We start from the raw sequence: 24,488 nt of genomic DNA, 5'->3' as shown, positions 1-24,488 counted from the left end.
TAGTACTGTTAATGATCACTAGCATACTCTATTCCCAAGGAGGCTATATAGATTATTTTTATGAAAAATTCACAACACCAAAAGCAAAATCGATGATTCTTGGAGATTCGAGAAGTATGCAGGGATTACAACCTAGAGTGCTCAATGAATGTAATTATATAAATACAACTTACCAAGGTGATATACAGAATTATAGTTTCACTATAGCCCAAATTGCTTATGGACCCGAATATTTTAAAAGTATTAAACGAAAATTAGATACAACCACTACAAAAGGACTTTTTATAGTAACCGTAAATCCTTGGCTTTTTTCTAAGAGAGAAAAGGATGATTTTGATACAGAGGTGTATTTTGAAAGCGATATGCCACCTCATAATATGAACTATGTAGATCATAGAATCAACTTTGAATATTTTATCAAAAATTTTGATTATTTTCATTTTAGATCTATAATTAGAAGATCTTCAAAGTTGCATAGAGATGGTTGGCTAGAAGAATCAAATTTGCCCAAGGATGAAGCAACACTGACTGCTTGGAAAAAGAACCAAATTGTAATGTATCAAAAGTTTAGTAAACAATGGCTTCCTTCAGATTTCAGAATGCAAAGTTTTCAAAATATAATTCGATACCTTAAAAATTTTGGTACCGTGATACTATTGCGAATGCCAGTGGATGAACAAATACTAACGATAGAAAACCAGTTTTGGACTGATTTTGATAAGAGAATTGATGAAATCGCAGATAACAATCAAGTGATTTATATAAATCTCAAGAGTAACGATAAATATCAAACTTATGATGGGAACCATATTGATAAATATGGAGGAGTTATTTTTAGTCAAGATATTTGCGAAATGATAAAGAAAATAACAAAGCAAAAAGTCATATATCATGATTGATTTTGTCCCCCTACAATACTACTATTCGATTTATATAAATATTACATTTGTAATAATTCTACTTACAGTTTTACATACACTTCTTTTAGATATTAATGACAAAAAAAATCTGATTTTCACAAATTCTGTTGGTGTTGTTGTATTAATATTTAGCATTTTCTATATAGGTTTACGACCAGTAAGTGGATTTTACTTTACAGATATGGCTACGTATGCACGTCATTTTGAATATTATCAATTTGGTGGTGCTTTGATAGAAGATAAGGATATTTTTTTTCATCTTTTCATGAAATTCTTGTCACAATTTTTATCAATACATTCATTCTTTCTTTTTTGTGTATTTATCTATATTTTTCCCATGTATAGAGTTTCAAAAAGATTTTTTGAGAACTATTGGTTTTACGCATTTATCATGTTAGTCACTTCATTTTCCTTTTGGCCTTATGCAGTTAATGGAATAAGAAATGGAATGGCAACTTCTTTATTCTTATTGGCTTTGTCATACTATGATCGAAAGATGATTATGATTCTGTGTTTTGCACTTTCAGCACTATTTCACCAAACATTGTTACTTCCAATAATAGCATATATAGTGACCTTAGTTTTTAAAAATTCAAAATGGTATTTGATAGGATGGATATTAGCAATACCCATGTCGATTGCTTTTGGAGGAATTTGGGAAAGTTTATTTATGAGCTTAGGTTTTGGAGATGACAGACTGGAAAGTTATCTCTCTAGCCCAACTGCCAATTCTGGAGGATTTAGATATGACTTTTTACTATACAGTGCATCGGCGGTTTTTTCTGGATGGTATTTTTTATTTAGAAAAGGATTTAAGGATCCATTGTACAGTCAAATTTTTAATATATATCTCACAGCAAATGCTTTTTGGATTTTAGTCATTAGAGCTAATTTTTCAAATCGCTTTGCTTACCTATCCTGGTTTTTAATGGCTTTGGTTATAATTTATCCTTTTTTGAAACAATCATTTTTTGTTAAACAACATGTAGTGATTGGAAGAGTTGTACTTGTTTATTTTGCTTTTACATATTTAATGTTTTATGTGTACTATTCTTAATATTTAATATTCTTATGATACAAATTTCTGTAATTATTCCAATGTATAATGTCGAAAATTATTTAGCACGTTGTGTTAATTCAGTAGTACTACAAGATTTGAAGGAGGAGCAAATGGAGATTATTATGGTTGACGACGGATCTCCCGATAACAGTAAGTTGGTTGCTAGTGAATTAGCTAGTAAACATACCTTTATAACAGTTATATCTCAAAAAAATAAAGGACTTGGTGGTGCAAGAAATACAGGTATCCAAAATGCAAATGGAAAATATCTGCTTTTTTTGGATGCAGATGATTGGTTGCTATCCAACAAATTAAAATACTTAATTTCTATTGCAGACAATGATGCTCTTGATATATTAGAATTTGGCGCTAATTTGGTTACTGAGGATGGAAAAATTGCAAATACGATCTCCAAATCATGCGATAAAGTGCTTACAGGTATAATGTATTATGACAAAATTAATTATGCTGGATCAGCATGTAACAAACTCTATAATACTCAATTTCTAAAAAAGAATAACCTATTCTTTTTAGAGAAAATTTATGGAGAAGACTTTGAATTCAATACAAGGTCTTTTTTTCATGCAATTAAGATGAAAGCTATAGGTCATGTATGTATAGAATTTTTGCAATCATCTAACTCTATAACTAGAAATACAGATATATCAAAAAAGAAAAAGTATTTAAATGACTATATAAAAATTTTAGAAAACATCAGAGCGTTTCAAGAAAGTCAAAATTCTCAAAAAGCATTAAGTACTGTTGCTTCGAATTTTTTTATTGAGCGTATGACTATGATTAATATTAATGCGTTTTACATGATGTTTAAAAATAATTTTAGCTACAATGAAATGCTTGCATACAAATATGCATTAATTGACAAAAAACTCTATTATACTGATTTTCCTGTAAAAATTAAGAAGAAAGACTTATTTAGAAAGGTTTTGATTAAAAATTTTTGGATGTTTAAAATAACACAGTTTATTAAAAATGTATAAAAAAGGGGTTCAACATATGTTGAACCCCTTTTTTGTTTTGAGTTAAATTAATTTTAAACAGAGCAACTATTATTGTTTTCAGTTATTTCATGACGACTTGTCGAAGATTCTATTTTAATACATTGAGAACTTCTAGTATCACGAACTTTTATTTTATTACCATCTAAGTTTATATCTCTATTTACTTGTCGTAAATAAAAACCTTTGGTACTTGATGTGTTTATTGTATTGTTTAGTAAATCTATTTTGGAAGAATTATAAATAGTAGTCTCATTACTCATAGTATTATATTGCATAGTAAGCCCTCTAGTATCAGATATTACAGCTCTAGCATTAGAATTGAATTTATTATGTCGTAGTATAAAAGTATTGTTAGCCTCATCTGATTGGTAATTAACCCTTACAAATTTAAAAGGATCCGATACTACACTGACATGACTATTGTATATGTAAACATTTTTCATACTAGTCATATGACCAAAAAAACCTTTACTTCCCGAAACCGTGCTATTAATCGTATTTGCATATAGTCTTGAATCTTCTAAAACTCTAAGAAAAATTCCTTGATCGCAATTTTCAATTAAATTACTAAATACTTTATTTTTTCTTCCAAAAACAGTAATTCCAGACGAATAACCGTAAATTTTATTACCAGATATTTGATTGTTATAAGTAGACAACATGTTATCGGGGCGTCCTCCTACAATAGCTGTCGAACTTGATTTATCTGAAATTCTTTTAAATTCATTATTGCGAATCTTGGTACCATTAGTAAAACTCCAAGAGATACTATTCTCCATTGAATTACCTTCAAATATTACATTTTCACCTATGAATACTATAAATCCTCCTTTCTCACTACCTCTTTCTATATTATTTCTTACTGTTATATTGTATGCTCTTTCGTAATAAACCATAGTACCATTCGCATCTCTTTTGCGAGTAGCTTCAATATCCAAGGCAAATTTAGGATTAGTTCCTTTAGAATTTTGAGTATCAACACCTGCGTTAAGAAAAGTATTACCCTCAACAAGAATGTGATGACCATCTGTAATTGAAAGATTGTTACGTCTATTGCTATCAAAAGTACAGTTAAGAACTTTTATCTGACTAGAAGGGCGATAGTTATCCTCAAAAACAAAATTCAAAGCATGTATTTTCATTCCGTCTCCTGTAGCATTTTGAATTTTAATATTTGATATTTCTATATTATTACCTGCATGGATATCGATTAAATGCCCCCACTCATGTGAACCACCACTAGAATAATTATGTTGATCCCGGTCTCCGTGTAAATTGCCCCCTTTCACAGTTACATTCTTAACATCCCTCATTGCAAGAAGTGAATTTTTATAGCTTCCATTGGGATATACTCTAAGATGAGTATTTTCTGACATGATTAAATTGAAATTTGACGGAATATTTATAGCCTCTATAGAAGGATAAAAGTTTCTATTTTCAGTATTACTCGTCATTTTACTAATTTCAAAATAGGCATCCATTGTATCGATTTGCAAAGTTGTACCATCTAATTGTTTAACCGTATTTATTGCAAGCTCTAACATATCTCTATTCTTTAATGCCAATGTCGAAGATGTATTACCCTCTGTTATATCCCATCTACTAGGAATAAGGTTAACAACATTTTCAATGAGAGAGACATTACCGATAATTTTGAGGGAGGAGTTTAACAATTCACCAGCGATTTCTCCGCCTGAAAAATCAAGAGTTCCGTTTACAACATCACCGCCATCAAACGTTAACTTTATATTCGGTGGTAATTTTACCGTTTCTCCATTTAAATCAACAGTACAATTAATTGAAATATTAGAGTTTGGGCTCAAACTAGTTAAAGAGAAATCACAAGCTCTGGATATTCTGGCTGTGTAGTCTAAACTGGAAAGATTTTTTAATTGTGATTGATTTTCTATTTCATCTTGTATAGAATCCTGATTACAAGAAGTGAGTACAAATAATAGGGCTAAAGGAAGTGCTAGAAGTGAAAAATGAATTTTTCGCATTTGGTTATGAATTTTAATATTTATTAATTATCTAAAAATTAAGAAAAGGGTGTGTGAAACTTTTTCAATTACAAAAATTAGAATTCAAAGTTAATGCCAAGTTAAAAAGAGTAAATCTTATTTATTAAATAATTGTTAAATTAACATTTTATATGGATTTATTTAAAAAAGTATAAAGAATTAACTGTTTATATTGAAAACAATCTGATTTAATGCTAATGAGAAATTAATTACATATTATAGGTGTGTCATTAATGGGGAAAATTTCCCCATTAATGACACACCTATCCCCACAGTATACATATTAGATAGTGCTCACCATTGACAATAACTAGTATTTGTGTGGTTTATTTTTTATATGCTATTCTCAAAACAAGAGTTATTAGTAATTTCTACCTCTTTTTGACTCGTGGTAGAATCAATCGCAATACATTCTGAAGATGTTCCAGATTCGATATGAATCATATTATCAATGATACTAACATCGAGATTGATTTCTCTTAAATGTAAGCCCTTATTTTTTTTGGAATTAATTATATTTTGATCAATTTTTAAATTTTCACCATTGTATATGGTCGTAGTGGTATTGATTCTATTCTTGATTAATGAGAGTCCATTTACATTGGATATTATAGCATTGTTGGTTGAATTGAATATGTTATTTTTTACTGTATACGTATATAAATTAGCTTCTGGTGAGAAATTTATTTTAACAAATTTAAACGGTTCTGATTTCACAGTTATTGTACTGTTATATATTGTTACATTATCCAGTGTTGTATAGTGACCTACAATTCCTAAACTTGAAGGCGTATCATTATATATAGTATTAGCATAAAGTCTACTATCAGAAAGTTTTTTTAAAAAAAGCCCCTGTTTACAATTTATTATTTTGTTGAGATATACAGAGTTTTTTCTTCCATAGAGAGTAATACCAGTCTTAAAACCCTCGATATAATTACCAGAAATCACATTATTAAATGTTGTACGAATATTACTAGACCTTCCACCAATAATAGCAGAATTTCGGTCTCGATTAGGATTAGCGATAACTCTATTGTCTTTAATTTTGGTCCCTGTAGTGTAACTCCAAGATATACTGGTTTCGATTTCATTTTCTTGAATAGTTACATTTTCACCTATATAAACAACAAATCCACCCGAAGCACTATTTTTTTCAATGTTATTTTGTATTGTAATATCATGTGCTCTTTCATAATAAATAATAGTATCATTATCATTTCTTTCTCTATGAGCTTCGATATCTATAGCAAATTTGGGTGCGGTACCTTTACTTTTTGGTGTATCGATACCAGCATTCAAAAATGTGCTATTTTCAATAGTAATATTGTAACCACTTGTAATAGATAAATTGTTTCTTCTGTTGCTATCAAAAATGCAATGCGTAACTATAATATCTCTTGATGGCTTATGATTTGGTTGAAAGGTGAAGTTTAAATCATGTATTTTCATTCCGTCACCTGCAGCATTTTGCATGGTCAATCCGTTGATGATAATATTAGTAGCGGCATGTAATTCTATAAGATGACCCCATTCATGTGTGCCACCACCCGAATAATCATGCATATCCCGGTCTCCATGAAGGTTTCCTCCTCTAATTGTAACATTACTCGCATCCCTTATAGCAATCAAAGAATTTTTTTTGGTATTATTAGGAAATACTCTTAAATGTGTTTGATCGGTCATTTCTAATATAAAATCACTGGGGATATTGATAGCTTCTTTTGAAGGATAAAAGTTTTGTGTTTGATTATGATTACCCACCGCAAAAAAGGCATCCATTTCATTAATTTTAAAAATTTTGGTACCCAAAGATTTTGTAAGTAAAAATGTACTTTCTAAAATTTCTTTGTTTTTCTTGGCTATTGATAAAGAAATATTTCCTTCAATTAGATTCCATCTACTCGGAATAAACTCAAATGTAGGTGTGCTTATGGAGGTGGGACCCTTAATATGTAAAGAGTTATTCAATAGCTCGCCATCAATTACACCTTGCTCAAATATAAGTGTACCATTAATTATATCGCCACCGTCATATAACAGTCTTACATTTTGAGGAAGAACAATCGTTTTACCTTCCAAATTCATTAAACAGGATACCTCTATAGTCGAATTTGGTAGCACATTTTCAAAAGAGTAGGAACATGGTACTATCGACCTTTGATTAGCTATGTTTTGATAATTGTAAAGATTGTATGTTGAATCAGAAATAGTGGTATCGTTAATGTCATCTTTTGAACAAGACAAACAGAGAAAAATGAGTGTAAAATTGAAAATAAAAAATTTCATGAGAATTTAGGGTTTTGAATTATTTTGTAGATATGCAATAGCAATATCAATTGGATTAAATGTATTTTGATACTATAAGAGTTTGATAGGTCACTATTATAAATTTGTAAAATAGATGAAATACCTGTTTGTTAACATGCCATAGTGCTGCATAGAATTTTTAAATTAGCTAGTAATCTAAAATTCTAATAATGGGGTATAGAGTAATGATAATGATCAAATTTTCAATCAATAGATTAAAAACATATAGATAGATAACCTAATAGTTAATTTAGATATTTGCTAAATTTTGTAATAAAGAGCGTATCTATATTGATAATTTGAAAAAAAAATGTGGCAACATTTTTAAGTTGTACAATCATTGTTAGAACGGGATATTTCATTTACACTAGTAGTACTTTCTATTTTGATACAGTCTGGGTTAGTGGTATTAATAGTATTTCTCAATAACGAAATATCCAAATTAACTTCTCTAAGATATATTCCAGGTAAAACTCCAGATGATATTGAATTATCTTTAATCGCAATTGAAGACGAATTATATATTGAAGTACCTATATTGAGAGTATTATTTGCCAGAATTAACCCTTTAGTATCAGATATAGTCGCTTTTGAAGATGAATTGAATATATTATTAGTTATCTTAAAGGTAAAGGCGTCTTCCTCATTAGATGTATTAATTTGAACAAATTTGAAAGGATCTCCCGTAACATTTACTTCATTATCATTTATAGTTAAATTTGATAACGAAGTTTGATGAGCAAATATTCCCTTACTAGAATTTTTTGTACTCGTTATTTCATTATCATAAATTTGTGAATCATCGACTAATTTTAAAAAGATACCTTGTGCGCAATTTTTTATCACATTTTTAGAAACCTCATTACCTCTTCTAAATAGGGTAATTCCTGTTTGAAACCCTTCTATATAATTTCCAGATATGGTGTTATTAAAAGTTGTTAAAACATTGCTAGATCTACCACCAACTATGCCTGTATTTCTATTTCTGGTTGGATTTGCTATTACTCTATTATTCAAAATTTTTGTTCCGGTAGTATAACTCCAAGATATACTTGTTTCCACCAGATTATTTTCAATAGTTACGTTTTCACCGATATACACAATAAAACCGCCTGCAACACTATTTTTTTCTACGTTATCGCGAATAATAATATCATGAGCGCGCTCATAATATACGATATCACCATGATCATTACGCTCTCTATGGGCTTCAATATCAATACCAAATTTTGGTGCTATTCCCGTACTTTTATCTGTATCAACACCTGCATTTAGAAATTGATTATTTTCTATGATAATATTAAAGCCACTTGTTATTGATAGATTGTTACGACGATTGCTATCAAAAATACAATCTGTAACTAGTATATCATGGGATGGTTTGTGATCTGGTTGGAAGGTAAAGTTAATATCGTGAATTTTCATTCCGTCACCTGTAGCATTTTTCATGGTAACACCTATGATATTTGTATTAGTAGCCGCATGAAGTTCTATAAGATGACCCCATTCATGCGTACCACCACTAGAATAATCATGATAATCTCTATCACCATGTAGATTTCCTCCTTTAATAGTAACATTGCTTGCATCCCTTACAGCCAGTAGAGAATTTTTTTTGGTATTGTTTGGAAAAACTCGCAAATGAGTTTGATCACTCATACTAAAAGTAAAATTTTCTGGGATATTTATAGCTTCTTTAGAAGGATAAAAATTTTGCGTAGGATTATAATCTCCTACAGCAAAAAAAGCATCCATCTTATTAATAGACAGTGTCGTAGCTTTTAATTTTTTAACTAATAGTAGAGTGCTTTCTAAAACCTCCTTATTTTTTTGCGCTTGCTCCAAAGAAATTGTTCCTTGTTCAATTTGCCAACGGGAAGGAAGAAATTTAAAAGTTGTTTTGGATAAGGCAACGTCTCCAAGTATTGAAATTTTAGAACTCAACAATTCACCATCTATCGAACCACCCTGAAACTCGAGTGTACCGTTAATAATATCTCCACCTTCAAATGTAAACGTCACATTTTTTGGTAGTTTAACGACTTTTCCCTTTAAATCTAAAATACAATCAACTACAACAGTAGTATTAGATTTAATAAGAGACCCATCAAAATCACATGGCGTCGTTTGGTAGTACAGTTCGTTTTCTTCAATAGGGATCTCTATATCAGCTTCATCCTGAAGAATTTCAATTTCATCATCGTTTTCATTACTACAAGAAATAAAAATAAATGCGTAGGTTAATAGGTAATAAGGTAAATTTTTCATCGAATAATCATTTAAACTTGGGGATTGACAATCGTTTAACACAATATTAAGTTAATATTTTTGTAATACGTGTTAATAAAAAAGATTATTATGTTAAAATAATCGACAAAACACATATTTAACACGTTGAAATACACAACAAGCTTAATGCCATACTATAAACAAAAAGTTTGAAGTGTTAATTTTAAAATAATATTTACTAATAATTTGTTAATTAATTAATGTAAAAACATATTTTCTTTAGGTCATTTTAATTTTAGTATTAGATTCTCAAAGTTTTAAGATTTCTTTTGGAGGCTTTCATTGCATAATAGATTTATCTTTGTGCGGAATATTTCCACAAATAGCAACTACATTTCCACAGATCTTATGAAAAAAATAATTCGAGTAACTACTGTACCCATTTCGCTGGGCGGTTTATTAAAAGGACAACTCAGATTTATGACAGATCATATGGAAGTGATCGGAATTTCAAGTAATGGTGATGGTAAACTTGAGGAAGTTTCAAAAGAAGAAGGAATAAGAGTGCTACCCGTTGAGATGACTCGGCAGATCACTCCGTTTAAAGATATAAAAGCAGTATATCAGTTGTATCAAATTTTTAGAGATGAAAAACCAGATATTGTACATAGTCATACTCCAAAGGCTGGAACTTTGTCTATGATCGCTGCGCGACTAGCAAATGTGCCACATAGGTTACATACTATTGCAGGATTACCTTTATTAGAAGCTACAGGTCTAAAAAGAACACTGCTAGATGCTGTAGAGAGTGTTACCTATACTTGTGCTACTAAGATTTATCCTAATTCCTATGGCTTAAAAGAAATTATTCTTCAAAATAAGTATACTACTGCAAAAAAACTTAAAGTAATTGCTAATGGTAGTTCTAATGGTATTGATACCTCGTATTTTGATCCACGATTATATTCTGAAAAAGATAAAGCTTTGTTAAGAAATAAGTTAAACATTAATTCTAAAGACCTAGTTTTTATTTTTGTAGGGAGATTGGTTACAGATAAAGGTGTTAATGAGCTAATTAAAGCTTTTAAAAAGCTTAATGAACAGCATGATTCTATAAAATTGATTTTAGTGGGACCTTTTGAAAGAGATTTAGACCCATTATTGGAAGAGACTGAAAATGAAATATCTATGAATCCTAATATCATTTCGTTAGGTTGGCAAAATGATGTTCGTCCTTTTTTTGCTATTGCTAATGTACTGGCGTTTCCTAGCTATAGAGAGGGGTTTCCAAATGTAGTAATGCAGGCTAGTGCTATGGGAGTGACTAGTATTGTAACTAATATAAATGGATGTAATGAAATAATATCCAACAAAGAAAATGGATTAATAATTCCAGTAAAAGATTCAGATAGTCTTTATAAGGCAATGCAAAAATTGATTTTAGATAAGAATTTAATTGATACACTTGCCAGTAATTCAAGACCTAGGATAGAAAAGTTATATGAGCGTAAGACCGTATGGAAAGCTTTACTAGATGAGTATAATTCATTATGAGAGCGTAGTAATAATTTCTAAATTTTGGAAATGACTCTGAGTATGATTAATAAATATAACAAACAGTTAATGACTGTTGTTAGGGATAGGAATAAGAAACCTTACCTTAGGATAGCTTTAGAAGCGATTCATTTTGGAATATTTAAAAAAGAATTCCCATCATTTTACTTCGGAAAATTTTTATATAGAAAAGGTATTAAAAATTACAACCAATACCTTAGTAGTAAAGAGGTAGATAAAATTACTTTTTCAAAGAAATTTCATAAGTATGAATATGCTTCCTTGCTCAGAAATAAATTAGCCTTTTCATTATTTACAGAGAACAATAAACTTGCTACTCCTAAGCTTATAAGCTACAACTTTAAAAAAACGTTTTTTTTAAATTCAAAAACATTTACAATAACAAGCAAATATCAGTTATACGATTTCTTTTCTAATTACTTTGAACTAACATCTTTAAAAAAAATCTTTCTAAAACCTCTAGCAGATATGGGCGGAGTAGGTTGCATGGTAATGACTAAAGATACGTTAAAAGAGGATATTAAAATATATGGATCTAATATATTAGCCTCTGATTGTGTACATCAAGAAGTCGTTATTCAACATTCAGAAATAAATAAAATTTATGCACATTGTATAAATACAATTCGTTTTGATACCTACATAGATAAAGGTAATAATATTCACATCTTATCGGCAATGATGAGATTTGGTCAAGGAGGTAGCTTTGTTGATAATGCCAGTGCGGGTGGCTTTTATGTACCATTAGACATGATCAATGGTGAATTAAAAGAAAAAGGCTGTCAGCGGCTCAAATATGGAGGTAAAGAGTTGCTTTCCCATCCTGATACTGGTGTAATTTTTAAAGGTTATAAAATTCCGTTTTTTAAGGAGGCGTGCGATTTGGTTATACAAGCCGTAACTAAAATACCAGATAGGATTGTTGGATGGGATATTGCGATAAGTAAAGACGGTCCAGTTTTGATCGAAGGAAACGATAATAATTCCTTTATAACTCCAGATATTGCTTATGGTGGCTATTTAGGTCATCCAATGTTTCAAGAAATTATGAAAGAAGCTTAAAATTAATTACAATAATTCTCAAATAGAACATAATGAAATTTTCAGAACTCTTAAGAAATAAAGCTTTTTGGCTTATGGATGCTATCAAAGCTGGAGTGAAAAAAAAACACTACAATGATATTAAGTTCATAATTGAGAATCCTCTGGCAGAGAGATCTGTAGTAAAGAAAAAAGAATATCTTAAAAATCTTCTTACGCATGCTACCAGTACCACTTCTTATTATAAAGAATATATAAAATATCAAACTATTGAGGATTTTCCTGTGATTAATAAAGGTATTATAAAAGAGAAATTTAAAGAGTTTGAATCTTCAGAATATTTGAATAAAAAAAGGTTTCCTGTACAAACCAGTGGATCCACAGGTACGCCTTTCATGGCTTACCAAAATGCCAAGAAAAGATTGAGAAATACTGCAGATAATATTTATTTTTCAGAGTTAGCAGGTTTCAAAATTGGATATCAGTTAACTTATTTCAGACTTTGGAATGCATTCGAGAAAAAGAGTTTTATCACAAAATGGCTTCAAAATGTAGTTGCTATAGATGTGTTCCATTTAACTCAAGATAGCCTAAAAAAACAAATTTTAGATAAACTAAGACATGAAAAATCAACCGTAAGTTGGCTTGGATATGCTTCGGCATATGAGGAGATCTGCAAATACATGGACCGCAAAAAAATTATGCCTATACCAGGTAAAATCAAATCGATGATTGCCATGTCAGAGAAATTAAACGAATATACAATACAATCAATTCACAAGTATTTTGGTGCAGATGTGGTCTCTCGATATTCAAATGTCGAAAATGGAATTATTGCGCAGCAACCATTAGGAGATGCCAAACATTTTATTATTAATGAAGCTAGTTATTATGTAGAAATCTTGGATTTAAAATCTAATACACCTGTACAAGATGGAAAACCTGGAAGAATCGTCATTACTGATCTATTTAACTATAGCATGCCGATGATACGATATGATACAGGAGATGTAGGGGTAAAGGATTTTATTAATGGTAAGGCAGTTTTTACAAACGTACAAGGTAGAAAGAGAGACATAATTACCAACGCAGATGGTGATATTATTTTAGCAAACTTGGTATTTATATTTAATAAATATTTGGAACTTAAACAATGTCAAATGATTCAAAAAGATCATGGAGTTTATGTCTTTAAGCTTAATACAGATAAAAAGTTTGACAGAGAGGACGAGTTTATTGAAGAGTTTAAACTATATCTCGGAGCATCATCCAAAATTACAATAGAGTATGTCGACGATATTCCCTTACTTGCATCGGGTAAGCGCAGAGTGATGGTAAATGAGATGTTATAATTAAATTCTTAAGAGTGTATAGATTATATATAAAACGTTTGATAGATTTTGTAACAGCAACTATTTTAATCATCCTATTTTTTCCCATATTTGTCGTCGTATACCTTAGTATAGGTGTAACAACATGGTCAAATCCTTTTTTTGTACAGTCCAGACCTGGTAAAAACGAAGAGCTATTTAAAATTATTAAGTTTAAAACGATGAATGATCGCAGGGACAACAATGGAGAGTTGCTACCTGATAAAGATAGACTTACAAAAATTGGTCGAATACTTAGAAAAACCTCGATAGACGAATTACCGCAGTTACTTAACGTTATCAAAGGAGAAATGAGTTTTATTGGCCCAAGACCACTACTTATTAGATATTTACCTTATTACTCTCAAGAAGAGAGAATACGACATACCGTGCTACCTGGGATTACGGGATTAGCACAAGTTACTGGCCGTAATTTATTGAATTGGGATGAAAGATTATTAGCTGATGTAAAATATGTTAACTCTATAACCCCTTTAGTAGATTTAAAAATTTTACTAGCTACAATAGGCAATGTTATTTTGTCCAAAGACATAGCTGTAGATCCCAATGCTGTAATAAAGGATTTAGATGAAGAAAGAAAACATATATAAATGGGCAATTTTAACAACTGGTTGGGGCAGAAATGCTTTTGATCTGATAAAAACGTTTAACGATAATAGCCAAGCCTTAGGTAATAGTACTATTTCGGTTCTTATATACGAGACCGATCCTTGCGGAGCTGCAGATGTTGCAAAAAGATATGGTATTAAAACTATTCAGTTAAAAAGAGCCGACTTTAATGACCAGATAGACTATCAAAAGTATATTTGTGAAAAACTTATAGAATTAGATATTGATTTTATTTTCTTATTAAATTATAAATATATCATTAAGGAAACGCTCCTCAACAAATTTGAAAATAGAATTTTGAACATTCATCCTTCATTATTACCTAGTTTTAAAGGAACTAAAACAGCAATACAAGATGCTATAGCGTACGGAGTTAAAATTACCGGATTAACTACACATGTTGTAAATGAAGAAGTAGATGGGGGCGCAATTATAGCACAAAAAACCATCAAAATAAAACCAAAAGATACATTTGAGAGTTTGTATCCCAAGTTCAGTAAAAAGGGAAAAAAGTTAATTATTAAATCAATCAATCTTGTCACAAATTAGATATTTCGATCACCTCCAAAAAAAACATCTAGGTTCTTTTTTAAGTAGTACTTCAAATATGAATAGTTATGTATAAACATTTTTTTAAACGCATCTTTGATTTTATGGCAGCATTCTTTGGATTGCTATTTTTGTCTCCAATTATGCTTATAACTATTATAATTTTAGCAATTACCAATAAGGGAAAAGTTTTCTTTTATCAAGTACGACCTGGTAAACATGAAAAACTCTTTAAGATAGTCAAGCTCAAAAGTATGAACGATAAAAAAGATGATCATGGAGAACTTTTACCTTACAAAGATAGAATTACACCTATCGGGGCCTTTGTGCGTAAGTATTCGTTAGACGAGATTCCGCAATTGTTTAACGTATTGCGTGGGGATATGAGTTTAATAGGGCCACGACCTTTATTGGTTAAATATTTACCGCTGTATAATGCGAAGCAAAAACGGCGTCATGAGGTTAAACCAGGCATTACAGGATGGGCACAAGTTAATGGTAGAAACGCCATTAGCTGGTCACAAAAATTTGAATATGATATTTGGTATGTTGATCATATCTCTTTTAAAACAGATATGATTATTTTATTTAAAACGATTAAAAAGGTGCTTGTTAAAGAGGGTGTTAATAGTCAAGCAAATCTTAATATGCCAGCTTTTACAGGTAACCAAGAAAATAGCAGTAAACGGTAATGGATAAAATTATAGTCATAGGAGCATCTGGGCATGCAAAAGTTATAGTTGACTCAATAGAGCTGCAAAATAATTATCAAATTCACGGTTTTATAGATTCGTATAAACCCAAAGGTGAAAATGTACTTGATTACGAAATACTGGGTGCCGAAGAGAAGATTCCAGAATTAGTAGCTCTGGGAATAACAAAAGGGGTTATAGCTATAGGAGACAATTATACACGCTATATAATGGCTCAAAAGATAAGGAAATTAAGTCCATCCTTTGAGTTTATCACGGTTATACATCCATCTGCTAGAATAAGCAACTATTCAAAAATTGGTTGTGGAACCGTTATTTTAACATCAGCCAATATCAATGCAGATTCTGTTATAGGTGATTTCTGTATTTTAAATACGAATTCTAATTTAGGTCATGATGGTGTAATGAAAGATTTTTCGAGTATTGCACCTTCGGCTACTATAGGAGGAACGGTAACTATTGGAGAATTTACAGCAGTGTCTATAGGAGCTACAATCATTCAAAATTTGGTTATTGGTGATCATGCGGTTATTGGAGCGGGAGCATTGGTAACTCGTGATGTAGATGATTACTCAGTTTGCTATGGTGTTCCTGCAAAAAAAATAAAAGTTCGTGAAAAGGGAGAGGCTTATCTAAAAAGCACCCCGCAAATATCATTTTCTGTACGTCATGTACGAGGAGAAAATGATTTGATGGGATATAAAAAATTATTACAGGACTTAAATAACTCAAATCCCTTTTATAAGGTAGAATTATTAGATACCTCTAATATGCATAAGCATCCACTATGCTATTTTGTTTTAGAAGAAAATAGTACTCCACTTATAGCGATGCCGTTTTATGCAAGATCTATTGATACACAACTAGGAGATGACTTTAAAGATGTAATATCTCCATACGGGTATAGTGGCCCCTTATTTAACTCTGACCTTATTACTAATCAACACATCAAACAGTTTTGGAAGCATGTAGATACTTGGTATCGTGAAAATAATATCATTAGCGAATTTATACGTTTTAGTCTCAATGATAACCATCTACACTATTCGGGTACACTTATTCCTAGTCTTAAAAATGTGAGGGGTAAGATTATTGACAAAGATGCCCAATGGAAAGAGCACAAGTCCAAAGTGCGCAATAATTATAGAAAAGCACTGCAAGAGGAATTAAAGCTAGTAGTATATGACGATTTAATTACAGAAAACATAATTAAAGATTTTTATCGTATTTATATTCAAACCATGCATCGTAATAATGCTCATGATTTATATTTTCATCCAATTGATTATTTTGAAGAATTTATTCAAAATAACCCTGAAAGCGTTATTATAGCTATGGTTTATAAAGACGGTGAACCCATATCAACAGAGTTAATTTTAAAGGATGATGATACTTTGTACTCTTATTTGGGCGGTACCTTGTCAGAGTATTTTTATACTCGGCCTAATGATTTTTTAAAAATTGAAATCATTACATGGGCAAGAGGGCAAAAGTTTAAATATTATGTGTTAGGTGGAGGTAGAGAGGACGATGATGGATTATATAAATATAAAAAATACTTTTTCCCCAATGATGAAGATGTAGTGTATTATACGGGTAGAAAGATTGTTAATGAAGAACTTTATAATGCTATAGTACGAGAAAAGTTGGAGGCTAATGAAATACATCCAGAAAATTTTAATAAAAAAGTATACTTTCCTCAGTATCGTATTAAAGAATAAGTTTTTATAGAGCGAAGAGAGGGTAGTGCATTTTTAGTATTAAGGATTAAATCATTCCTAATAGCAGGTATTAATGTTTTACAATCATTTTTTTTGTTCCTGCAAATTGCAGGAGCTTTGCAAATGATTTTTTTTGTTCCTGCAGATTGCAGGAGCTTTGCAAACGATTTTTTTTGTTCCTGCAAATTGCAGGAGCTTTGCAAATGGTTTTTTTTGTTCCCGCAGATTGCAGGAGCTTTGCAAATGATTTTTTTTGTTCCTGCAGATTGCAGGAGCATTTTCAAACGGTTTTTTTCGTTCCCGCAGGTTGCAGGAACATATTTTGTACAATGTTAATAGCCAAATGGATTGAGGTACGCTGTATGTAGGTTTTAGTTTACTTTATATAATAACATGTGTTTAGTATGCACATTTAATATAAGAGGCTATAGCATCGGCAATCAATGTTCTTCCATAATTATTCCAATGTCTATCGTAGATTAAATTTTTTGGACGTTTGGATACCTTAAATTGCTCATGATAATCAATATACCTAAATTTATTAGCATTCAAAAATTCCAAAAATATTGGACTTGTCTCATTAGAGTCAAGAAGTAAGATAAAACGTTTTTTGTCAAAGCCATACTTGGCGACTAATTTTTCAAAATTCTCAAGATATATACGATCCTTTTCTTTTTTGATAGCAGGCTTTGATTGTTGATTAGAATTCTTTTGCTTATCAATTAGTAAATTTTTAATTTTTTTGATAAAAGATTTTGGAGGTTCTAACAAACCAATGCTTTTTGCATACACCAATAATTTACTCTTTTTTAAAGTTCTGTTTAAAGGCGATTCTAGGGCTAATCGTTCCTGTACAACATTATACTCTCCACGTGTCAAATCATTTGAAAATTTAATACCTAAAATAACATAGTCAATCTTATCAAATTGCTTTTTGTAAGCATTAATTAAATGCAATTGATCCGCCATATCATAACCCGCATAGCCATATTCGTACACCTCTACGGTATCGATCAAGGTTTCAATTTTTTTTCCGATAGAATTGTAATAATTTTCATGAAAGCCTTCGATAAAAGAGTCTCCTACCAATGCAATTTCAGTTTTATCATAGGAGGGCTCAAATTCGCGATAGGAGTTATAACCTGATTGATTAATCTTATATTCAGAAAAGTTTTGTCTTCTATTTCCTGTGACTGCAAATCCATGTTGATTAGGTAACCATTTCTCAACATTATATTGATCTACATATCGGGTAGGTGTATCTTTTCCTAAGTGTAAGATACGCACAAGAAGCTCCAACATAAGTAAAATCAAAAAACTATACACGCCTATGGTTATAAATAATTTTTTCATAACTAAAATTGAAAATATATAAAGGATCTATCGACTTGATCATCATAAAACAGTAACATCGCTAAAATTACTAGCGTATAAATCAAAAATCGTACGGTCTTTGATTTAAACTTGAAAGGGGAGCGTTCGTCTCTACGAATTCTAAATTCATATAAGGTAAATACGATTAAGAGAATTAAATAATCAATCATTCGGTAACCTTGTGGATGTGAATAGTTTTCCCAATAAAAATTTGATCCTATCTGTTGTAAATATAAATACGCATCGGTTATAGATTCTGACCTAAAAAAAACTCGAGAGAATGTAACTAAAGCAAAGGTTAATATAATTTGCAATACTTCTTTTACATTGGGAAACCAACTATTTTGAGCGACTACCGTGTGCATATAAATACGATTACGTCCCATTAAAAATACCGGAATATACAAAAGGGCATGGATGCCACCCCATACAATAAATGTCCAATTAGCTCCATGCCAAAAACCACTAACCAAAAATATAATGCAGATATTTCTAATAGACTTAAGCTTGCTTACGCGACTACCCCCCAGGGGAATGTATAAGTAATGTCTAAACCAAGTTGACAGTGAGATATGCCACCGTTGCCAATACTCTGCTACATTGCGAGAAAAATTGGGAAATTTAAAGTTTGACATTAACTCGATTCCAAACATTTTTGCCGTACCTATTGCAATATCGGTATAACCGCTAAAGTCGCCATAGACTTGAAAACTAAACAAAGTGACGCCCATTATCAGTGTAGAGGCAGAGTACTCACTGTAATTCGCAAAAATATCATCTACAATAGGAGCAATAGAGTCTGCAATCACAACCTTTTTAAAAAGTCCCCAAAGAATAAGTTTTAGCCCTTGTCTGCACTGCTCATATTTAAAAACTCTAGAATTTGTTATTTGAGACAGCAAATTAGATGCCCGCTCGATAGGGCCTGCAACAAGTTGAGGAAAAAAACTAACGAAGGTTGCAAAATCTATAAAGTTGGTAGTAGGTTTTAATCGATCATAATAGATGTCCAAGGAGTACGACATCGTTTGGAAAGTGTAAAAAGAAATTCCTACGGGTAAAATAAGTTGTAAAGTATACGTACTCGTTATATTATATCCCAAGAGTTGTATTACATCTACCCACGAATCGATAAAAAAGTTGTAATATTTAAAAAACCCTAACAACCCAAGGTTAAAAACGATACTAAACCCTAGCCACAATTTTTTAGTATTAATCTTAGAAGAGGTTGCTATTGATTGTCCTGCGATAAAGTCAACGATTGTACTGGCTATAATCAAAAGAAGAAAACGCCAATCCCACAATCCATAAAAGAAATAACTAGCAACTAATAGAAATAAATTTTGAGACCTTAACTTATTTTTGAATAAGAGCCAGTACGCTAAAAATACTATTGGCAAGAAAATAAAAAAATTCAATGAGTTAAATAGCATAGAATAGACTTATGTAATTTTAATCGAATACTTAATTGATATATAGTAATTTATATTGAAAAAGGGGTAAATCACTCATTAATAACCGCTAATATCCCCGTAAAAAAGTAATCAATATGTTATAGTATTGCTAAAACTTTAAAGATTGTATAGTAATATTTTTTAATAAGAAGTTTGCCTTACAAACAATTGCGAATATTCTTACTAAAATTAGTTAATAAAAACTATCATTTTGAGGGTATTGTTAATATTAAAGGATGTATTGTTAATTTTTAAGTTATTATTAGGTTAAAATTGGTTTTTATTTAAGGCTTTAAACTTGTGTAAATCGGGTAATTATAGGGGCTCAAGTAGTTGAACCTAGTTTTTAAGTATTGCATCTAAAAGTTAGTTTTTTAGAATGTTTTTTGGAGAATCTATTCTACTTTAGCCACAACAAACAAGGTAAATAAACAACAAAATCAGTAATGCTACCCCTCTTTTCTAATCTGATTTTACAGTACAACTGAAAGAGACATTTTAAGGGACACGTTATACTCTATTAAATTGGAAACTATATGAATGTAATAGATTCAAAGAAAATTTGGCTGTCTTCTCCACACATGGGAGGTAAAGAACAATACTATATACAAAAAGCTTTTGATAGCAACTGGATAGCTCCTTTAGGTCCCAATGTAAATGGTTTCGAAAATGATCTTCAACAATATTTAAATAATGATACGTATGTAGCAGCACTTAGTTCTGGTACAGCAGCTTTGCACCTTGCATTATGTATGTTGGGCGTTACTAGGGGAGATGAGGTTATTTGTCAAAGCATGACTTTTTCTGCCTCGGCAAATCCAATAGTCTATCTGGGTGCAACTCCTGTTTTTGTAGATAGTGAAGAGACCACATGGAATTTATGTCCAGAACAGTTAGAAAATGCTATAAAAGATAGAATATCCAAAGGTAAAAAGCCAAAGGCAATAATAGCAGTACACCTTTATGGAATGCCTTATAATGTAGAAGCAATTCAAAAAATCTCTCAATACTACGATATACCTGTAGTAGAGGATAGTGCAGAGGCACTAGGTAGTTCGTATTTTGATATAAAGTGCGGTACGTTTGGAGACATAGCGATTCTTTCGTTTAATGGTAATAAAATAATAACGACTTCTGGCGGTGGTGCATTGGTAACAAAAAATAAAGAACTTAAAGAACGAGCAATATATTTAGCTACGCAAGCAAGAGATGAGGCGCCTCATTACCAACACTCAGAGATTGGCTATAATTACAGAATGAGTAATATTACCGCAGGTATTGGACGAGGTCAAATGGAAGTTTTGGATGCTCATGTACAATTACGAAGAAAGAATTTTGATACCTACGTTCAATCGTTGAGCAACTTTGAAGAAGTAACCTTTTTACAGGAACCATCAGGCTATACATCTAACCGATGGTTGTCTTGTATCACAACTAATTCTTTTGAGATAAGAGAAAAGATTCGTTTGGGGCTTGCTCAAGAAAATATAGAATCACGACCCTTATGGAAACCCATGCATCAACAACCAGTTTTTGCTGCGAATAAGTCCTATCTCAATGGTGTATCAGATAGGTTATTCGAGAAAGGTCTTTGTTTGCCAAGTGGTTCAAACTTAGAAGAAGAAGAACTTGAAAAAGTCATTTCGATAATTAAAAAAATATTAAGATGATAAAAAAGTATATTCTAGAAAATTCACATAAACATGCATCCAAGTGGTTAGTGTTGACCATTGATATTTTTCTTACTTTATTTAATTTCTTTCTAGCCTATGTAATTAGATTTGGGATTGCACTTGACATTGATAGTAAAATCTTGGCAGTACAAATACCAATCATGGTAGTGTTTTCTTTAGTAAGCTTTTTGGTAATAGGTTCTTATAAAGGTGTTGTACGACATACAGGTATTCGAGATGCATATAATCTATTTTTGGCAGTTACTATTTTATTAGCCATAAGTGGAGCATTAATGTTTACAAGTCGTTGGTCGTTGATGCCAGATTTGCTCAATATCCCTGTGTCTATACTGTTTATTCATTATCTATTAAATATTATTGTTTTAACAACGAGTAGACTAGTATTTAAATATTGCTATAATTACATCAAGTCAAATTTGGGTGATACCACAAGAACTATGATTTATGGTGCAGGGGATTCTGGCTTGGTAACATTGGCTGCTATAAGTAATGAAAGCTATAAATCTGTTCATGTAATTGGCTTTATAGATGATAATCCTCACAAAATTGATAAAACCATTGATGGGACCAAAGTCTATAGTTCTACAGCTATAACCTCAGAGTTTATTAAAAAGCATAAAGTTAGTGACATCATTGTATCCATACCTCATATAGGTAAAAAAAGACTTTCAGAAATTACAGATCAATTGTTACCACTTAATGTTAAGGTTAAGATAGTACCAGCAGTAAATGATTGGATTGATGGTAAGCTTAATGCTTCTCAAATTAAGCAAATACAGATAGAAGATCTTTTGGATCGTGCACCTATCTCTTTAGAAAATCAAAATATAAAGAGAGAACTTAAAGGTAAAGTGATTATGATCACAGGAGCAGCAGGTTCTATAGGTAGTGAAATTGTAAGACAAGCATCTTTTTATAAGTATAAACAGTTGGTACTTGTAGATCAAGCAGAATCTGCATTGTATGATTTACAGCAAGAACTTTTGAGTAAGGAGGTAACCAACTTTGTGCCTTTGGTAGCAGATATAAGGGATCATCAACGTATTGAAACTATATTTCAAAAGTATAAACCCAATATGGTATTTCATGCTGCTGCATACAAACATGTACCGCTAATGGAAGCCAACCCTTGTGAAGCTATCAAAATCAATGTCCTTGGTACTCGTAAACTGGCAGATTTATCATCCAAATATGGTGTTGATAAATTCGTGTTTGTATCTACAGACAAAGCTGTTAATCCAACTAATGTTATGGGAGCCACAAAACGTGTGGCAGAGATGTATATTAAATGTCTTCATAAAACCAGTAAAACCAAATTTATAACCACTCGTTTTGGAAACGTTCTAGGATCAAATGGTTCTGTAATTCCTCTTTTCAAAAAGCAAATAGAAAACGGAGGTCCACTAACAGTCACACATAAAGATGTTACTCGATTTTTTATGACCATACCCGAAGCATCACAATTAGTAATAGAAGCTGGTACCATGGGGAATGGAGGCGAAATATTTATTTTTGATATGGGCGAATCAGTTAAAATTTTTGATTTAGCAAAAAAAATGATTCGTTTGTCGGGCTTACATTATCCTAATGATATTGATATCGAAATATCTGGGTTAAGACCAGGAGAAAAATTATATGAAGAATTATTAGCGGATACAGAAAATACCTTGCCAACATATCATAAAAAAATTATGATTAGCAAGTTTGACGATCATGATCCTTCGATTATTAAAGATAAAATTGATGACTTGTGTATAATGAATTTACTGAGTCAGGATTATTTAATTGTGGGTAAATTAAAAGAAATTGTACCCGAGTACATTTCAAAAAACTCGCTGTTTGAGACTATCGATCAGACAAATAAGAATAACAATAAAAACAACCATAAGAACAATTCAAAAAGAGAGAAAATTTTAATTTGATAATGAAATTATACATTTTATCATTAGACTATCAATTTTAGTTGATAGATCACTAACTCTTATTATATTCTAAGATTATATTATATGAAACTCCAATCAATACTATTACTTTCAGTAATTATTATAACACTATTCTCATGTAAGGCTCCTACTGATGTAGTCTATTTTCAAAACACAAAAAATTTAGAACAAGTTACCTCAAATAATTCTTTTACAAGAGTTTTTAAAGTAGATGATATAATAAGTATTATGGTATCGGCTACCAATATGGAAGCTGCACGACCTTTTAATTTGATGCAAGGCTCGTCATTAAGTACTACAACCGAAGTTTCAGATAATGCTATGTCAAGTAGTAGTAACAGTCCACAGCCAACCTATCTAATTGATGAGCAAGGCAATATTGATTTTCCTGTGTTGGGTAAAATTAAAGTGGCGGGGATGACACGTGTACAAGTAAAGGAAATGTTACAGGAAAAGTTGAAAATTTATATAAAGGACCCTATAGTAAATGTACGTTTAAAAAACTTTAAAATAACGGTTATCGGTGAAATTAACCGACCAGGATCGTACAACATACCAAATGAACGTATAACGATTATCGAGGCTCTTGGTATGGCAGGTGATATGACAATAACTGGTAAAAGAACTAATGTAATGGTAATTCGTGAAAACGATGGAGTAAATACGTATCATAAAGTAGATTTAACATCAAAAGATATCTTTGATTCTCCAGCCTACTATTTAGCTCAAAACGATGTGCTTTATGTAGAACCTAATAACGCACAACAAAAACGATCTCGTACTAATAGCAATACTTTTGGTATAGTGTTAAGTATTGTTGGAGTCGTTCTTTCTTCACTTACTTTGATCCTACGATAAACTTACT

The 24,488-nt window shown here is 31.1% G+C and carries 18 protein-coding genes; 13 read left to right on the top strand and 5 right to left on the bottom strand.

From position 1 onward, the window contains the following. Nucleotides 1-11: 11 nt before the first annotated feature. The 3 genes from ACE939_RS06215 to ACE939_RS06205 are packed head-to-tail and all read left to right on the top strand — an operon-like array spanning nt 12 to nt 2,978. On the top strand, nt 12-899 hold the full coding sequence (locus tag ACE939_RS06215) for a hypothetical protein (RefSeq protein ID WP_378188001.1): 888 nt from the start codon (nt 12-14) through the stop codon (nt 897-899). Continuing rightward, nucleotides 892-1,977, top strand: coding sequence for an EpsG family protein (locus tag ACE939_RS06210; RefSeq protein ID WP_378187999.1), 1,086 nt, complete (start codon nt 892-894; stop codon nt 1,975-1,977). Before ACE939_RS06215 ends, ACE939_RS06210 begins: the two co-directional genes overlap by 8 nt. 14 nt (nt 1,978-1,991) lie before the next feature. After that, nucleotides 1,992-2,978, top strand: coding sequence for a glycosyltransferase (locus tag ACE939_RS06205; protein ID WP_378187998.1), 987 nt, complete (start codon nt 1,992-1,994; stop codon nt 2,976-2,978). A gap of 53 nt (nt 2,979-3,031) precedes the next feature. Here the strand turns inward: ACE939_RS06205 and ACE939_RS06200 are convergent, their stop codons facing one another. The 3 genes from ACE939_RS06200 to ACE939_RS06190 form a co-directional block, all read right to left on the bottom strand. After that, entirely contained in the window at nt 3,032-4,999 is a 1,968-nt protein-coding gene (locus ACE939_RS06200; protein ID WP_378187997.1) for a uronase, read from the bottom strand. Nucleotides 5,000-5,353: 354 nt separating this feature from the next. Further along, the gene (locus ACE939_RS06195) at nt 5,354-7,309 is read right to left on the bottom strand and encodes a hypothetical protein (RefSeq protein WP_378187995.1); all 1,956 of its coding nucleotides are present in this window, start codon (nt 7,307-7,309) and stop codon (nt 5,354-5,356) included. 345 nt (nt 7,310-7,654) lie between these two features. Further along, nucleotides 7,655-9,598, bottom strand: a complete 1,944-nt coding sequence (locus tag ACE939_RS06190; RefSeq protein ID WP_378187993.1) for a right-handed parallel beta-helix repeat-containing protein — start codon at nt 9,596-9,598, stop codon at nt 7,655-7,657. Between the two features lie 369 nt (nt 9,599-9,967). Between ACE939_RS06190 and ACE939_RS06185 the strand changes: the two genes are divergently transcribed. The 7 genes from ACE939_RS06185 (at nt 9,968) to ACE939_RS06155 (ending at nt 17,158) form a co-directional block, all read left to right on the top strand. Then, on the top strand, nt 9,968-11,113 hold the full coding sequence (locus ACE939_RS06185) for a glycosyltransferase family 4 protein (RefSeq protein ID WP_378187992.1): 1,146 nt from the start codon (nt 9,968-9,970) through the stop codon (nt 11,111-11,113). 30 nt (nt 11,114-11,143) lie between these two features. After that, entirely contained in the window at nt 11,144-12,196 is a 1,053-nt protein-coding gene (locus ACE939_RS06180) for a sugar-transfer associated ATP-grasp domain-containing protein (protein ID WP_378187991.1), read from the top strand. 32 nt (nt 12,197-12,228) lie between these two features. Continuing rightward, on the top strand, nt 12,229-13,527 hold the full coding sequence (locus ACE939_RS06175) for a CoF synthetase (protein ID WP_378187990.1): 1,299 nt from the start codon (nt 12,229-12,231) through the stop codon (nt 13,525-13,527). 38 nt (nt 13,528-13,565) lie between these two features. After that, nucleotides 13,566-14,156, top strand: a complete 591-nt coding sequence (locus ACE939_RS06170) for a sugar transferase (protein WP_378187989.1) — start codon at nt 13,566-13,568, stop codon at nt 14,154-14,156. Continuing rightward, nucleotides 14,134-14,724 carry a formyltransferase family protein gene (locus tag ACE939_RS06165; protein WP_378187987.1) on the top strand — a complete coding sequence of 197 codons (591 nt, stop codon included), beginning with the start codon at nt 14,134-14,136 and terminating at the stop codon, nt 14,722-14,724. Before ACE939_RS06170 ends, ACE939_RS06165 begins: the two co-directional genes overlap by 23 nt. 68 nt (nt 14,725-14,792) lie before the next feature. Further along, complete coding sequence (locus ACE939_RS06160) at nt 14,793-15,416, top strand: sugar transferase (RefSeq protein ID WP_378187986.1); 624 nt, start codon at nt 14,793-14,795, stop codon at nt 15,414-15,416. Beyond that, nucleotides 15,416-17,158: a NeuD/PglB/VioB family sugar acetyltransferase gene (locus ACE939_RS06155; protein WP_378187985.1), complete on the top strand. Its 1,743-nt coding sequence runs from the start codon at nt 15,416-15,418 to the stop codon at nt 17,156-17,158. Before ACE939_RS06160 ends, ACE939_RS06155 begins: the two co-directional genes overlap by 1 nt. A gap of 399 nt (nt 17,159-17,557) precedes the next feature. On the opposite strand, the gene ACE939_RS06150 is transcribed toward ACE939_RS06155, so the two are convergent. After that, nucleotides 17,558-18,511, bottom strand: a complete 954-nt coding sequence (locus tag ACE939_RS06150; protein WP_378187984.1) for a hypothetical protein — start codon at nt 18,509-18,511, stop codon at nt 17,558-17,560. 2 nt (nt 18,512-18,513) lie between these two features. Continuing rightward, nucleotides 18,514-19,965, bottom strand: coding sequence for an MBOAT family O-acyltransferase (locus ACE939_RS06145; RefSeq protein WP_378187983.1), 1,452 nt, complete (start codon nt 19,963-19,965; stop codon nt 18,514-18,516). Nucleotides 19,966-20,522: 557 nt separating this feature from the next. Here ACE939_RS06145 and ACE939_RS06140 point away from each other — a divergent pair. The 3 genes from ACE939_RS06140 to ACE939_RS06130 all read left to right on the top strand — a co-directional run bounded on the left by ACE939_RS06140 (nt 20,523) and on the right by ACE939_RS06130 (nt 24,481). Next, the gene (locus ACE939_RS06140) at nt 20,523-21,656 is read left to right on the top strand and encodes a DegT/DnrJ/EryC1/StrS family aminotransferase (protein WP_378187982.1); all 1,134 of its coding nucleotides are present in this window, start codon (nt 20,523-20,525) and stop codon (nt 21,654-21,656) included. Further along, entirely contained in the window at nt 21,653-23,602 is a 1,950-nt protein-coding gene (locus ACE939_RS06135; RefSeq protein ID WP_378187981.1) for a polysaccharide biosynthesis protein, read from the top strand. The genes ACE939_RS06140 and ACE939_RS06135 overlap by 4 nt, the downstream gene beginning before the upstream one ends. 84 nt (nt 23,603-23,686) lie before the next feature. After that, nucleotides 23,687-24,481, top strand: a complete 795-nt coding sequence (locus ACE939_RS06130; protein WP_378187979.1) for a polysaccharide biosynthesis/export family protein — start codon at nt 23,687-23,689, stop codon at nt 24,479-24,481. Nucleotides 24,482-24,488 lie beyond the last annotated feature (7 nt).

This window comes from Aquimarina rhodophyticola (genome assembly GCF_042434915.1).
Taxonomy (GTDB): Bacteria; Bacteroidota; Bacteroidia; order Flavobacteriales; family Flavobacteriaceae; genus Aquimarina.
Note: the sequence above shows the minus strand (reverse complement) of the source record. Positions and strands in the feature narration are given on the sequence as shown.

What these genes read in the sequence shown, in the direction of transcription:
- ACE939_RS06130 (WP_378187979.1), top strand. Translation starts at nt 23,687, where the DNA reads ATGAAACTCCAATCAATACTATTACTTTCAGTAATTATTATAACACTA.
- ACE939_RS06215 (WP_378188001.1), top strand. Translation starts at nt 12, where the DNA reads ATGATCACTAGCATACTCTATTCCCAAGGAGGCTATATAGATTATTTT.
- ACE939_RS06190 (WP_378187993.1), bottom strand. Translation starts at nt 9,598, where the DNA reads ATGAAAAATTTACCTTATTACCTATTAACCTACGCATTTATTTTTATT.
- ACE939_RS06135 (WP_378187981.1), top strand. Translation starts at nt 21,653, where the DNA reads ATGATAAAAAAGTATATTCTAGAAAATTCACATAAACATGCATCCAAG.
- ACE939_RS06145 (WP_378187983.1), bottom strand. Translation starts at nt 19,965, where the DNA reads ATGCTATTTAACTCATTGAATTTTTTTATTTTCTTGCCAATAGTATTT.
- ACE939_RS06180 (WP_378187991.1), top strand. Translation starts at nt 11,144, where the DNA reads ATGACTCTGAGTATGATTAATAAATATAACAAACAGTTAATGACTGTT.
- ACE939_RS06205 (WP_378187998.1), top strand. Translation starts at nt 1,992, where the DNA reads ATGATACAAATTTCTGTAATTATTCCAATGTATAATGTCGAAAATTAT.
- ACE939_RS06185 (WP_378187992.1), top strand. Translation starts at nt 9,968, where the DNA reads ATGAAAAAAATAATTCGAGTAACTACTGTACCCATTTCGCTGGGCGGT.
- ACE939_RS06165 (WP_378187987.1), top strand. Translation starts at nt 14,134, where the DNA reads ATGAAGAAAGAAAACATATATAAATGGGCAATTTTAACAACTGGTTGG.
- ACE939_RS06140 (WP_378187982.1), top strand. Translation starts at nt 20,523, where the DNA reads ATGAATGTAATAGATTCAAAGAAAATTTGGCTGTCTTCTCCACACATG.
- ACE939_RS06150 (WP_378187984.1), bottom strand. Translation starts at nt 18,511, where the DNA reads ATGAAAAAATTATTTATAACCATAGGCGTGTATAGTTTTTTGATTTTA.
- ACE939_RS06155 (WP_378187985.1), top strand. Translation starts at nt 15,416, where the DNA reads ATGGATAAAATTATAGTCATAGGAGCATCTGGGCATGCAAAAGTTATA.
- ACE939_RS06200 (WP_378187997.1), bottom strand. Translation starts at nt 4,999, where the DNA reads ATGCGAAAAATTCATTTTTCACTTCTAGCACTTCCTTTAGCCCTATTA.
- ACE939_RS06175 (WP_378187990.1), top strand. Translation starts at nt 12,229, where the DNA reads ATGAAATTTTCAGAACTCTTAAGAAATAAAGCTTTTTGGCTTATGGAT.
- ACE939_RS06210 (WP_378187999.1), top strand. Translation starts at nt 892, where the DNA reads ATGATTGATTTTGTCCCCCTACAATACTACTATTCGATTTATATAAAT.
- ACE939_RS06160 (WP_378187986.1), top strand. Translation starts at nt 14,793, where the DNA reads ATGTATAAACATTTTTTTAAACGCATCTTTGATTTTATGGCAGCATTC.
- ACE939_RS06195 (WP_378187995.1), bottom strand. Translation starts at nt 7,309, where the DNA reads ATGAAATTTTTTATTTTCAATTTTACACTCATTTTTCTCTGTTTGTCT.